Consider the following 13,198-nt stretch of genomic DNA (forward strand, 5'->3'; position numbering starts at 1 on the left):
GCTGTGTCAGCGGTCACATCTGCTGCAGGCGGTCCAGGACGAACGCGGGACGGTCGCTGATCACGCCGTCCACCCGGTGCTGGAGCACGAGCTCCAGGTCGTGGGGCTCGTTGACGGTCCAGACGTACGTCTGGTGGCCGGCCGCCCGCATCGCCGGCAGCAGGCTGGGCCGGTTGCGCAGCAGGTCGACGCCGGGACCGGCGATCCGCGCGCCGAACGGCAGCTTGCCCTTGCCGACACCGGGCGGCACCAGCTCGAGCAGATAGACGGTGGGCAGGGACGGTGCCTGGGCACGGACCCGGCGTAGTGCCAGCGCCGCGAACGACATCACGGTGACCTGCACCGGGTCGTCCGGTTTCGGGTCGGCCAGGCCGAACCGGCGGAGCATCTGGATCAGCCGGCGTTCCACCTCGGCGCCGTACCGGGACGGGTGTTTCGTCTCGATCAGCAGGCGGACCCGCCGGCCGGACTCACGGACCGCGCCCAGCAGCCGCTCCAGGGTGAGCAGCCGGCTCAGCTCGGGCAATTCCTCGTCGGCGGGATAGCCGGGGTGCCAGGAGCCGTAGTCGAGCTGGTCGAGCTCGGCCAGGGTGCGCCGGCTGACCAAGCCTTTCCCGTTGCTGGTGCGGTTCAGGCGCCGATCGTGCACGCAGACCAGATGACCGTCTCTGGTCAGCCGCACGTCGCACTCGAGACCGTCGACGCCGGCTTCGAGTGCGCGCATGTACGCCCCGAGCGTGTGCTCGGGCAACTCGGCCGCACCGCCGCGGTGGGCGAAGACGAGGGGGCGATGGTCATCGCTGATGTTCATGTTCTACCGCCGCGAAAGTTCTGGCCTAGCTGCTACAACACCCGGGCCGGCTGTCCGTCCTCGCTGACCATGTCACGGCCGCGGGCCGCCCAGGACTGCATTCCGCCGTCCAGGTTGCGAACGTTGTCCCAACCCTGGTTCATCAGATAGGCCACCACCTGGCCGGAGCGCCCACCGGCCCGGCAGATCACCACGACCTCGCCGTCCGACGGCACCTCGGCCATCCGGGCCGGCACCTCCATCATCGGCAGGTGGTGGGCGCCGGGGGCGTGGCCCGCGGTCCACTCGTCCGGCTCACGAACGTCGAGCAGGTAGGCATCGGTGCCTACCTGCTCCGGGGTCACGGTGGGTACCTGAGGTCCGAACACGGCTCTCAGGGTACGGCGAGATCAACTCTCGCCTGCCGGGAGGTCAGGACTTTTTCGACGGGTTGGCGGCCATCCAGTCGGTCATCTTGTCGGCCTTCATCGCCTCGAAGAGCGCCAGCGCCTTCTCCTTGTCGGAGACCACCACGGACTGCCCGTTGATCGTCTCGCTGCCCTTGTTCGGGCTGGTCAGGAACGTCAGGTTGTCGCCGCGCAGATTGCGGAACTGCAGAACCATGTCCTTGAGCGAGAAGTCGTTGTCGACGGTGACCGCCGCGGCCACCGCGGTGAGGAAGTCGTCGAGCTTGCCCGGGCTGGTCAGGGTGCCGCTGCTGGCCGCCTTGTCCATCAGCGCCTTGAGGAACTCCTGCTGGTGCTGCATGCGGGCGAAGTCGCCGCGGGCGAACTGCTTGCGCTGACGCACCCAGTCCAGCGCCTGGGCGCCGTTCATGTGCATCATGCCCTTCTTGAACACCCGGAACGGCTTGTGGATCGACGTGATGGTCTGGTCCACCTTGAGGTCGACCCCGCCGAGCGCGTTGGTGACCTCCTTGAACCCGCCGAAGTCGATCGCCACGACGTGGTCCAGCCGCACACCTGTCAGGCACTCGACGGTACGGACCGCGCGGGGCAGGCCGCCGAACGCGAACGAGGCGTTGATCTTGGCGCGGGAGCCGGAGCTGCACGGCGCGTTGTTGCCGCTCGGGACGACCACCCACAGGTCGCGGGGGATCGAGACGAGCTGCGCGTTCTTGTGGTCGGCCGGCACGTGCATGATCATCAGCGAGTCCGCGCGCCACGCGTTGGCCTGGTCCTCCTTGGCGTCCGGGTCCCGCGAGTCGCTGCCGACCAGCAGGATGTTGAACGCCCCGTCGACCGTCTTGGCCGGCCGGTCCGTGGTGATCTCGGAGAACGCGTCGGTGCGCTTGAGGTCGTTGTCGATCCCGTTCACGTAGTTGACCGCGTAGATGCCGCCGACCAGGGCCAGGATCAGCGCCACGCCGCCGGCGACCAGGGCGATCCGGCCCCAGCGCGGGCGAGCCTTGCCGCCCTTGTAGGAGCGTCCGCGGTCACCGGGGCCGCCAGGGCCGCTCGGTCCACCCGGCCCGGCCGGCCCGGCGGCCGGCACGGAGCGTCCGGTGGGGCGGGCGGAAGCCGGCCCGGACGGCGGGACGGTGGCCCGTCCGGAGGAGTTCCCGCTGGGAGAGGTGGTCGCAGACATGAGACCAGATTAGGTCGGGAACGCGAATGATCCGGACATCGGACGGGGGTTCGGCACGAAGGTGGGAGTTCTTCCGGAACGCCGGTGACCTGCAACGATGATCCGCTCCCGGACCGACGATCCGGTCCCGGTGCATCGAACGGACGCCGGATGAGCCGGTGCCCGGGCCGGCGTGGCGACTACGCCGGCCCGGGCGGTGCGGGATGGCTCAGTGCGCCCCGTGCCCGGTCAGCGACCGGACCTCGAGCTCGGCGTACTTCTCCGCGTCCGTCTCCTTGCTGATCACGGTGCCCAGCCAGCCGAAGAAGAAGCCCAGCGGGATCGAGATCAGGCCCGGGTTGGACAGCGGGAACCAGTGCCAGTCGTGGTCCGGGAACATCGCGGTGGGCGAGCCGGACACCACCGGCGAGAAGAACACCAGCAGAACCGCGGTGAGCAGGCCACCGTAGATCGACCAGATCGCGCCCGAGGTGTTGAACCGGCGCCAGAACAGGCTGTAGAGGATCGCCGGCAGGTTCGCCGACGCCGCCACCGCGAACGCCAATGCCACCAGGAACGCGACGTTCAGGCTCTGCGCGAAGATCGACAGAGCGATCGCGACCGCGCCGATGCCGAGGGCGGAGAACCGGGCGACCCGGACCTCGTCCCGCTCGGACGCGTTGCCCCGCTTGATCACGTTGGCGTAGAAGTCGTGCGAGGCGCTCGACGACGACGCCAGGGTCAGCCCGGCCACCACGGCCAGGATCGTCGCGAACGCGACCGCCGCGATGATCGCCAGCAGCACCGCGCCGCCGGTGTCCCCGCCCAGGTAGTCGATGCCGAGCTTCTGTGCCAGCTGCGGCGCCGCGGTGTTGCCCGCCTTGTCCTGCGCGGTGATCGCCTTGCCGCCCACCAGAGCCGCCGCGCCGAAGCCCAGGGCCAGGGTGAACAGGTAGAAGACACCGATGATGCCGATCGCCCAGAGCACGCTCTTGCGGGCGATCCGCGCGGTCGGCACGGTGTAGAACCGGGTCAGGATGTGCGGCAGGCCGGCCGTGCCGAGCACCAGCGCGAGACCCAGCGACAGCAGGTCCATCTTGCTGTAGAAGGTCTTCGTGGCGTCGCCGGCCGTCTCGACCCCGTACCGCAGGCCGGGTTCGAGGAAGGCCGCGCCCTTGCCGGACTGCGCGGCGGCGTCACCGAGCAGCGTCGACAGGTTGAACTTGTAGTGCGCCAGCACCAGGATCGTCATCACCAGGGCGCCGGTCATCAGCATGAACGCCTTGACGATCTGGACGTAGGTGGTGCCCTTCATGCCGCCGACCACCACGTAGACGATCATCAGCGCGCCGACCAGGATGATCGTGAAGACCTTGGCGGTGGCCGCGTCCATACCCAGGAACTTCTCGTCCGCGGTGATGCCGAGCAGCAGCGAGACGAGCGCGCCGGCGCCGACCATCTGGGCGATCAGGTAGAAGATCGAGACCACGACGGTGGAGACCGAGGCGGCGGTGCGCACCGGGCGCTGACGCATCCGGAACGCCAGCACGTCGGCCATCGTGTACCGGCCGGAGTTGCGCAGGAACTCGGCGACCAGCAGCAGCGCCACCAGCCAGGCGACCAGGAAGCCGATCGAGTAGAGGAAGCCGTCGTAGCCGTAGAGCGCGATCAGGCCGGCGATGCCGAGGAACGAGGCGGCCGACATGTAGTCGCCACCGATCGCCATGCCGTTCTGGAACCCGGAGAACTGGCGGCCACCGGCGTAGAAGTCGGTGGCGGTCTTGGTCTGCCGGCTCGCCCAGATCGTGATGCCCAGGGTGATCGCCACGAAGACCAGGAAGAGCGTGATGGTCAGCGTCCGCGAGGTGCTGGACGAGGACTCGGCCGCGAGCAGGGTCGGCGTCACAGCGCACTCCCCTCGACGGGCTTGTCAGCCTCGGCAGCAGCCTTGGCGGAGGTCTTGTCGGTCTTGGCGGCCCGATCCGCTGCGGCGGTCGGCTGGCCGTCCTCGATCGTGTTGTAGATGTCGTCGGCGAGCGGGTCGACCTCCCGCGCGGCGAACCGCGCGTAGTACCAGGCGATCACGAACGTCGTCACGAACTGCAGCAGGCCGAGGAGCAAGGCGACGTTGATGTTGCCGACCAGCTTGATCGCCATGAAGTCCCGCGCGTACGCGGAGAGCAGGACGTACAGGGCGTACCAGAGGATGAACGCGATCGTCGTCGGGAAGATGAACTTGCGAAGGGTTTGGCGCAGTCGACCGAATTCCTCGGAGTTCTGCACCTCGAGATATCTCTCGGGCGTAGCCGGCACGGGATCACCACCTTTGATCGGCGGGTGGACTTTCCGGCACCGTACGAAGGAAAGCCGTACCGCCCGGAACCCCGGTCAGTGCCTGCGCTGAGTGGTGGTCTGACTGCGCTGAGCGGTTGTCAGTGCAGTTCGGCGTACCTCCCCCGGAAGTGCGCCAGCGGTGCGGCGGCCCCGCCCACCTGGACCGATTCGATGATCGACTCGGTCAGCAGGGCCCAGCCGCAGGGCCGGTCGGAGTCCAGCCGGCAGCCCAGCCAGGTGCCGGCGTGTGCCGGGATCGGGCCGTACGCGGTCTGCTGCCACTCACCGGTGGCGAACAGCCCGCCCGGCGCCGGCATCAGCCCGGCGAACCGGTCGGCGAGCTGCCGGTCGGCCGGAGTGAGCGGGGTGACCGCGAACCGCCGGGACTCGGCGACGGCGTCCCAGAAGTCGCTCTCCTCGTCGATCAGGCCGAGCACCCGGCCCGGATCACCGTCGGCGACCAGGATCGAGGAGACGGTAAGCCCGGCCGGTCCGGGCGTGGTCCAGAGCGTGACCGGTGCGGCCAGCCGGCCCCGGAACCGGCGTACCGGGGACTTGTCCTCGTCGGGCACGGCGAACGGGTCGGTGGAGTGGATCGTCATCCGATCATTCTCCCGATTACAGATCGTGCACGTCGCTTCCGAATTTAATTGATCAGCGGCTATTTTCCTCTGGGGGCTTCTGGCGGGAGGGAGACGGCGCATGCCTCAACAGGTGGTTCTACGGCCAGGCGACGTCGTTCACGTCGGGGCCGACGCGAGTGTGCAGTTCTCCGGCGACCGGGCCCTGACCTTCCGGATCATCCGGGTTGATCCCCGGGTCACCTACGACGGCTGGATCTGGCTGGACGGGTACGTCCTCGGCCCGGCCGGCAACGCGTTGCAGCGACGGCGGATCTTCGTCCGGCAGGAGGGTCTGCGGACGATCCGGGCCAACCGGGTGCCGGCCCCGCGTAATGGATCTCGAAATGTCGGCCGCCCCTGAGGAACGGCCGGTAATGGCGACCGCCATTTAACCCTCGAAAGTGGACGATCTCCGGGTTTCATCGGATTACCCATTCTGTGTAATCTCGTCCGGGGGTGCCGTCATGACCGACGATTTGCCGCGCGCGGGCGACGTGCTGCACGTCGGTGGCGCGGCCAGTGTGCAGTTCGCCGGGGAGCGGGCGTTGACGTTCCGGGTGATCCGGGTGGATCCCCGACGGACCTATGACGGCTGGCTGTGGATCGACGGATATGTGCTGGGCCCGTCCGGTGAAGCGGTCGATCGGCGGGTCATTTTCGTCCGCCACGACGGGCTGCGGAAAATGTGCTGACGCTATCGCGGAGTGACCGCGGCGAGCACTTCCGGCATCCGGCGATCCAGCAGATCACCGGCTATTCCGGAGCCGACCAGATAGGCGGCCGCTCCGTAACCCAGGCCGATCGGCAGCCCGGCCCAGGTCCACGCCGTTCCGAGCAGGTAGCCGGCCAGCACGACGGGCAGCGCCCCGAACAGACCGCCGATCATGCCGGCCAGGCTGGGCAGGCCCTTCGCCAGGCCGCCACCGGACGTGACGGCGAACGGGCCGGTGGACTCCGGCAGGGCGTAGGCGGCCCGTACCGAGATCGGCAGCATCAGGGCCAGCCCGGTGCCGTAGACCGCGAACAGCGTGCCCAGGTGGGCCGGGATCCGGGCCGGTTGCCCGGAGATGACGCCGGCCAGCACCGCCACCAGCACCAGCAGCGGGACCGTGAACAGGGCGTGTGCCGCCGCCCGGGAGTGGATCTCCAGGCGGCCGGGTATCCCGATCGACAGGTTGGTGGCGTAGGCGCTGCCGTCGTACCCGAACTGGTTGGACAGTGCCACCGGCGCGATCGCGCCGACCAGGAACGCCATGCCGCCGGCCATCCCGGTGACCGGTCCGAGCGCCGAGGTCAGCGGCAGGAACAGCCCGGCCATGGTCAGCGCGACCAGCCCGGCCCGCCGCCGGTTCTCCCGCCACCAGTACCGCGTCTCGCGGGCCACCAGCGCGCCGAACCGGGTCCGCGGCCACCAGCGGAACATCAGTTGATCGACAGGTCCGCGACCGTCGGCCCGGGCCGCGGGTCCGCGTCCGCCGGAGGTCGCGGTGCCGGCCATCGCCTGCTCCAGGGTCCGGCTCCACCACCAGACCAGGCCGCCGACGGCGGCGAGCACGATCACCAGCTTGATCGGTACGGCCCAGGCCCGCCCGGCCACCACATCCAGACCCATGGAGTACGGAGCGCCGAGCGGTGTCCACCCGGCCACCGTCGCGATCGCCGCGACGTTGTCCCAGTCGGCCCGGTTCAGCAGCCCGAGCAGCAGCAACTGCAGCGGCCCGACCGAGGCGGCCACCACGGCCAGCATGATGGTGGCCAGGTCACGTGCCCGCCGGGACCGCAGCGCGGTGGCGAAGGCGCTGGTCACCGCGCGGCTCAGGGTCACGCACAGGAGCAGCCCGGCGGTCACCCCGAGCGCCTCGGCGAGCCCGGCCAGGGGTCCGCCGAGCCGGGTCGCGGTGTCCACCATCCCGGCGGTGGCGGTCAGGGTGGCCAGGGCCGGCAGCCCGGCCAGGGCGGCGACGCCGAGCCCGGCGATCAGGGTGCGCCGGCGCAGCGGCAGCAGCGCGAACCGTGCCGGGTCCAGCGACTCGTCGACGCCGAAGAACAGCAGCGGCAGGAAGAGCCAGCCGAGCACCAGCAGCGCGCCGCCGAACGGCAGCAGCATGCCGGCCGCGCGCTCGTCGCCGAGCAGCCCGGGCAGGGCGAACCCGGCGTAGCCGAGCACGGCCAGCACGGTGGCCGCGAACGCGCCGACCACGAAGAGGGTGACCCGGGCCGGTCGGCCGCGCAGGCCGTTCGCGGTGATCCGGAGCTTGAGCTTGACGAACGGCCAGACGCCTACAGCCACGCGAGCTCCGAGCCGGTGGCCACCCGGCCGCCGACGACCTGCACGAAGACGTCCTGCAGCGGACGGCCGGCGCGGACGTCGTCGAGCGCGCCGTGCATCCGGAGCACGCCGTCCGACATGATCGCGACGTGCGAGCAGAGCCGCTCGACCACCTCCAGCACGTGGCTGGAGAAGACCACGGTGCCGCCGCCGGCGACGTACCGCTGCAGGATGTCCCGGATCAGGGCGGCCGAGACCGGGTCGACCGCCTCGAACGGCTCGTCGAGCACCAGCAGCCGCGGCGCGTGCAGCAGGGCGCAGGCCAGGCCGATCTTCTTCTTCATCCCGGCCGAGTAGTCGACCACCAGGGTGCGGTTGTCGACACCGAGCTCGAGCACGTCGAGCAGGTCACGGGAACGCTGGTCGACGGTCGCGGCCGGCATCCCGCGCAACAGGCCCTGGTAGGCCAGCAGCTCCGGGCCGCTGAGCCGGTCGAACATCCGGCTGCCCTCGGGGAGCACTCCGACCAGGGATTTCGCCTGGACCGGGGCCTGCCAGACGTCGTACCCGAGAAGGAAAGCCTGACCCGCGTCGGGCCGCAACAGGCCGACGGCCATCGAGAGGGTGGTGGTCTTGCCGGCGCCGTTCGGGCCGAGCAGGCCATAGAAGGACCCGGCCGGGACGTCCAGGTCGACGCCGGAGACCGCGAGCTTGGTGTCGAAGTGTTTGACCAGCCCGCGCACCGACATCGCCGGGGCCATCTGGCCGGTGCGTTGTTCCGGCAGCGTCATGTCTTAGCAACCTAGCCGGGCATCCGGGCTCCGACCAGCCTGTTCACCGGCCCGGCGGGTGGATACGACGGTCCGGACAGAACGGGCTGCCGGTTCGGCCGACACCGTCACCATTCCACAATGGAGAACGGACGGCACAATTAGTTCAGTTAATTGACATTCTGGCCCCGTTGTCACGCTTGTCACAGGCGTCCGGTTCGGCTTGCTCCGCCGACCCGGCGCGGCGCAAGATCTGCCGCGATAACGCATGATCTTGCGATGCGGAACGGGGGTTGCACCGCTAGATCATTGCTGCGTCACGGAAATACCGGGTGCATTCCGGTTTCCGAAAGGGACGGGTGTTCCGCGGCTAAACGGGGGGAACGCGGAACACCCGGACCCGATCAGCCCACGCGCTCGATCACCGCGCGGCGGATCAGGAATTTGCCCGCCTCGCGAACCTGCTCGAATGCGGCGTTGTTCAGCAGAATGCAGCTACCCGACGTGCTCTGCACGGTCACCGTGGTGCTCTTGTTGTTGTCCAGGTTCGTGACCTTGAGACGAGTGCCGATCGGGAACGTCCCGCTGGACGCGAACGGCGCGCCGGCCTCGCCGGACAGCGTCACGGTCGAGCCCTTGCAGACCACCTCGCCGGCGCCGGTGCCGTTCGCGGCCCCGGCCGGCGCACTCGTCGCCTGCTGCGCGGGCGCGGTCGTCGCGGGGGCCTTGGTCGGCGCCTGAGTCGGCGCCTTCGTGGGGGCCTTTGTGGGCGCCTTGGTCGGCGCCTTCGTCGGCGCGGCGGGCGCGGCGATGTTCGTGGTGCAGCCGGCCTCGCGGCGCTGCAGGTTGATCAGGTCGACCACGGCCTGCCGGTTCGCCAGGATCGCGTCGGTCTGCGCGTTGGGGTGCGCTCGCTGATCGGCCATGAAGGTGAGGGTGTCGCGCAACGACTGGTCCAGGCCGCCGCAGTTGGTGGCGGCGTTGCTCATCCCGGTGCCGACGGCCAGCGCACCGCCGGCCAGGCCCGCGACAACCAGTCCGATCACGACCTTGCGGTTGCGCCCGAACAGTCCGCTACCCGGCCGCTTGTATGCACGTGAGCTCCTCATGACCGTCATTACGCAGGGCGGTTCGGCCGCGGACGTGGGTCGTACCTTAAAGATCCTTAAATGCTCCAGCGGCCCGCGGCCGCAACCGCCGGTGCTTCAGGAACGCAGGGATTCCGGGGCGTGCAGGCGCAGCATGGTGGCGCTCACGTCGGCCGGGACCCGGCGGCTGGTCAGCAGTGACACCGCCACCATCACCAGGAACGCCAGCGGCACGGTCCAGGCGGCCGGCTGGCCGACGAACTCGGCGAGCCCGCTCGGCAGGTCCGCCCCGAGCACCGTGACCAGCACCGCAAGCACTGCCGCACCGCCACCGACCAGTATTCCGGCGGTCGCGCCGGCGTCGGTCAGCCCGCGCCACCAGATGCCCAGCACCAGCAGCGGGCAGAAGCTCGACGCGGCGACCGCGAACGCCAGCCCGACCACCCGGGAGACGTCCATGTCGGACACGAACATCGACATGGTGATCGGTACGACCGCGGCCAGCAGCGTGGCCAGCCGGAATTCGCGCACCGAACCGGACCGGCCGGGCCGCAGCACGTCCGTGAAGATCACCCCGGCGACGCTGGTCAGCAGCCCCGACGAGGTGGACAGGAAGGCGGCCAGCGCCCCCGCGGTGACCAGCGCGCCGAGCAGCCGGCCCAGGTGCCCGCCGCCCAGGGCAGCCTCGGGCAGCAGCAGCACCACGGCATCGGTACGCCCGGTCATCAGCAGTTGCGGCGTGTAGATCCGGCCGAGCACCCCGTAGAGCGTCGGCAGCAGGTAGAACAGCCCGACCATGGCCAGCACCACGAGCGTGGTGCGCCGGGCCGACGCGCCGTCCGGATTCGTGTAGAACCGCACCAGCACGTGCGGCAGCCCCATCGTGCCCAGGAACGTCGCCAGGATCAGCGAGTACGTCCCGAACAGCCCGGAGTCGCCGCCCGGCTGCAGCCAGTCCGCGCCGAACTTGGCGTCGACGGTGCTCACCCGGGGCACCGGGTCACCGGCCGCGAAGTGCAGCGTCTCGCCCGCGCTCACCGGACCGATCCCGGCCAGCTCGGCGTCCCGCTCGATCACCACGCTGGTCGCGGCCGGGAACACCGCACCGGCCGGCGGTGTCACCGGCGGACGGCCGTCGGACTGCCACTGCATGATCAGGAACACGATCGGCACGGCCAGCGCGGTCAGCTTCAGCCAGTACTGGAACGCCTGCACGAAGGTGATCGCGCGCATCCCGCCGAACGCCACGTTGCCGGTCACCACGATGCCGATCAGCAGGGCGCCCCAGACGTACGACCCGCCGGTCACGGTGGCGAAGGTCAGGCCAGCGCCCTGCAACTGGGGCAGCAGGTAGAGACAGCCGATGAACAGCACGAACGCGGTGGCCAGCCGGCGCAACCGGGTGGAGCTCAGCCGTACCTCGCAGAAGTCGGGCAGGGTGAACGCGCCGGAGCGGCGCAGCGGCGCGGCCACGAAGAGCAGCAGCGCCAGGTATCCGGCGGCGAAACCGACCGGGTACCAGAGCACCTCGACGCCGTACCGCAGGACCAGCCCGGCCACACCCAGGAACGACGCGGCGGAGAGGTACTCACCGCTGATCGCGGCGGCGTTCCAGGCCGGGCTGACACTGCGCGAGGCGACCAGGAAGTCCGAGGTGGTGCGGGCGAAACGGAGGCCGTACGCGCCGATCGCCACGGTGATCAGCACGACCAGGACCAGGCCGGGGACCAGGTACGGGTTCACCGCTCGGGCCGCCGGATGACCGCGGTGAAGTCCTGCTCGTTGCGTTCGGCCCAGTGCACGTAGGCGGCGCCGACCAGGACCAGGAACGGGAAGGCGAGCACACCGAGCAGCAGCCACGGCAGGTTCATCCCGAACACCTTGAGCCCGCCCACCGCCGGCGCCGCGGCGAACAGCAGTGGCAGCGCGCCGAGCCCGGCCGCCACCACCAGCGACAGCCGCAGCGCGAGCGCCAGCTGGGCCCGGATCAGCCCCTTCACCAGGGCATCGCCGATCGGGGTGCCCTCGGTCAGGTCGGTGCGGGCCGGGTCGGCGGGGCCGCGGCGGGCGGCGGCTTCGCCGAGCACCACCCGGGTCCGTGGCAGCGGCGGTTCGTCGGCCATGTCCGGCAGTCTCGCCGCCCCGCGCGGAATGTCAACCCCCGGACCGGGTCAGCGCCGCGCATCCATCCGGGTCCATCGGGTACGCGCCGTTGCCGATCAGGTCCATGGCCGTCGACCGGCCGAGGTTCCAGGCCTGCCAGTCGCTGTCGGCGATGGTCAGGCCGAGGTGGTAGAGCACGCAACTGCGGTCCCGGGCGTCGGACAGCTCGATCACCGCCGGGACCGCGTCCGGGGACAGGTCGGACAGGTAGGCCACGTCGATCCGGCCGACCGGCGCGTCCACCTGGTTACGGGCGATCATCAGGTCCGGGTTCGCCACCGCAAGGCCGAGCAGGGCCAGCACGCCGGTCGCGATCGCCACCCGGGGCAGCCACGGCGCGCGGATCCGGATCCCGGCCAGCAGCACCAGGATCAGGACCACCCCGAACCACACCTCGCAGCAGGCGACCAGCAGGCGCAGCCGGGTCAGGCCGTAGATGTCGATGTAGGCCTGCATCCGGATCAGCGCCGAGGCCACGATGAGCAGGGTGAGCCCGGTCAGCGGGCCCAGGACCGCGCGGAACACGGTCCGGTCGGCGGGTGCCTCCCGGGGTGCCCAGCGGGCCGCGCCGGCCAGCACCAGCAGGGTCAGCCCGGTGACGAAGCAGAGCTGCCAGAAGCCGCCGCGGGCGTACTCGGCGTAGGTGAGACCGGCAGTGGTCCGCACGTGCCGGTCCCCGCCGAACAGCGGCACCAGCTGGACCACGACGAACGCCGCGAAGAGCAGGGTCAGCAGGCCCAGCGGCACGGCCCACTCCAGGCGGCTCACCTTGCGGCCCTCGGTGTGATCGAGCTCGGTCAGGTCGGGCGGGGCGGCGAGCAGGAAGGCGGCACCGCCGAACACCGGGGCGGCCAGGCAGCAGATGAAGACCCAGCGGAACATGCCGTCCACCTGCAGGTCCGGCAGGACCGTGTCGAAGAGGCGGGCGAACTTCGGGTCGGCCGAGGCGAAGAGCAGACCGAAAACGGTCAGCAGGACAACCGAGACGGCCAGGGTGGCGATGATCCGGATCGGCGCCGGGCCGTTGCCGGTCCGGCGCATCCGCGCCAGGCCGCGGACCAGCCAGGGCAAGGACCGCAGGATCGCGCGGGGAGCCATCAGGTACGTGGTGAGCGCCGCCCTGATCGACCGTCCCGCACCGATCGCCAGCGCGAAGGTCAGCGTCGCGGTGAGCAGGCAGAGCGCGAACAGCCAGCCGGCCGCGCGGAACGTGCCGACCCCGAGCAGCGCGATGGTGGCGACACCCCAGAACAGCTGGTCCCCGCGTCGGCGCCGGGCCGGGCGGATCACCAGCGGCGGCACCGCGCTGGTCGCCGGCCGGGCCACCAGCAGCGCGATCCCACCGGCCAGCGCGGTGATCAGCCAGCCGAGGCCGGGCTGGTCCAGCGGCAGGGACACCGCGGCGACCACGGTGGCGGCGATCACCGCGACGATCGTGCTCGCCGAGGCCGGTGCGCCCGGTCCGGGCATCATCCGGCCCCAGGTGGAGACGTCCGGCCACGGGCCGTGCAACTGACCTTTTGCGACGAATTGTTCCGTATTTTGGGCAGGCGGTGCCGTGGACATGGCGAAAC

The 13,198-nt window shown here is 70.4% G+C and carries 13 protein-coding genes and 1 pseudogene; 2 read left to right on the forward strand and 12 right to left on the reverse strand.

Annotated elements, in window-relative coordinates; translation table 11 throughout:
* Positions 1-13: 13 nt before the first annotated feature.
* The 6 genes and pseudogenes from ADL15_RS15300 to ADL15_RS15325 all read right to left on the reverse strand — a co-directional run bounded on the left by ADL15_RS15300 (position 14) and on the right by ADL15_RS15325 (position 5,313).
* Positions 14-811: a glycerophosphodiester phosphodiesterase gene (locus tag ADL15_RS15300; RefSeq protein ID WP_067690377.1), complete on the reverse strand. Its 798-nt coding sequence runs from the start codon at positions 809-811 to the stop codon at positions 14-16.
* 32 nt (positions 812-843) lie between these two features.
* Positions 844-1,179 carry a rhodanese-like domain-containing protein gene (locus tag ADL15_RS15305; RefSeq protein ID WP_067690384.1) on the reverse strand — a complete coding sequence of 112 codons (336 nt, stop codon included), beginning with the start codon at positions 1,177-1,179 and terminating at the stop codon, positions 844-846.
* Between the two features lie 43 nt (positions 1,180-1,222).
* Entirely contained in the window at positions 1,223-2,398 is a 1,176-nt protein-coding gene (locus ADL15_RS15310) for an LCP family protein (protein ID WP_067690387.1), read from the reverse strand.
* 208 nt (positions 2,399-2,606) lie between these two features.
* The gene (locus tag ADL15_RS15315) at positions 2,607-4,283 is read right to left on the reverse strand and encodes a solute symporter family protein (RefSeq protein WP_067690390.1); all 1,677 of its coding nucleotides are present in this window, start codon (positions 4,281-4,283) and stop codon (positions 2,607-2,609) included.
* A gap of 116 nt (positions 4,284-4,399) precedes the next feature.
* Positions 4,400-4,690: pseudogene (locus ADL15_RS15320) on the reverse strand (DUF485 domain-containing protein); the annotation flags it as partial.
* 119 nt (positions 4,691-4,809) lie between these two features.
* Positions 4,810-5,313, reverse strand: coding sequence for a flavin reductase family protein (locus ADL15_RS15325; protein ID WP_067690393.1), 504 nt, complete (start codon positions 5,311-5,313; stop codon positions 4,810-4,812).
* A 100-nt stretch (positions 5,314-5,413) separates the two neighbouring features.
* Between ADL15_RS15325 and ADL15_RS15330 the strand changes: the two genes are divergently transcribed.
* Positions 5,414-5,695, forward strand: a complete 282-nt coding sequence (locus ADL15_RS15330) for a hypothetical protein (protein WP_198170793.1) — start codon at positions 5,414-5,416, stop codon at positions 5,693-5,695.
* 103 nt (positions 5,696-5,798) lie between these two features.
* Positions 5,799-6,026, forward strand: coding sequence for a hypothetical protein (locus tag ADL15_RS15335; protein ID WP_067690397.1), 228 nt, complete (start codon positions 5,799-5,801; stop codon positions 6,024-6,026).
* Positions 6,027-6,028: 2 nt separating this feature from the next.
* Here the strand turns inward: ADL15_RS15335 and ADL15_RS15340 are convergent, their stop codons facing one another.
* The 6 genes from ADL15_RS15340 to ADL15_RS15365 form a co-directional block, all read right to left on the reverse strand.
* Complete coding sequence (locus tag ADL15_RS15340) at positions 6,029-7,624, reverse strand: ABC transporter permease (RefSeq protein ID WP_067690400.1); 1,596 nt, start codon at positions 7,622-7,624, stop codon at positions 6,029-6,031.
* A complete protein-coding gene (locus ADL15_RS15345; RefSeq protein ID WP_067690407.1) occupies positions 7,615-8,394 on the reverse strand; it encodes an ABC transporter ATP-binding protein in 780 nt (259 codons plus the stop codon). The genes ADL15_RS15340 and ADL15_RS15345 overlap by 10 nt, the downstream gene beginning before the upstream one ends.
* A gap of 383 nt (positions 8,395-8,777) precedes the next feature.
* Positions 8,778-9,482: an RlpA-like double-psi beta-barrel domain-containing protein gene (locus ADL15_RS15350; protein ID WP_067690939.1), complete on the reverse strand. Its 705-nt coding sequence runs from the start codon at positions 9,480-9,482 to the stop codon at positions 8,778-8,780.
* Positions 9,483-9,578: 96 nt separating this feature from the next.
* A complete protein-coding gene (locus ADL15_RS15355; RefSeq protein WP_067690409.1) occupies positions 9,579-11,204 on the reverse strand; it encodes a sodium/solute symporter in 1,626 nt (541 codons plus the stop codon).
* Complete coding sequence (locus ADL15_RS15360) at positions 11,201-11,584, reverse strand: DUF485 domain-containing protein (RefSeq protein ID WP_067690411.1); 384 nt, start codon at positions 11,582-11,584, stop codon at positions 11,201-11,203. Before ADL15_RS15360 ends, ADL15_RS15355 begins: the two co-directional genes overlap by 4 nt.
* 31 nt (positions 11,585-11,615) lie before the next feature.
* Complete coding sequence (locus tag ADL15_RS15365) at positions 11,616-13,190, reverse strand: DUF4153 domain-containing protein (RefSeq protein WP_067690415.1); 1,575 nt, start codon at positions 13,188-13,190, stop codon at positions 11,616-11,618.
* Positions 13,191-13,198: the final 8 nt, after the last annotated feature.

This window comes from Actinoplanes awajinensis subsp. mycoplanecinus, assembly GCF_001509495.1.
Lineage (GTDB): Bacteria > Actinomycetota > Actinomycetes > Mycobacteriales > Micromonosporaceae > Actinoplanes > Actinoplanes palleronii.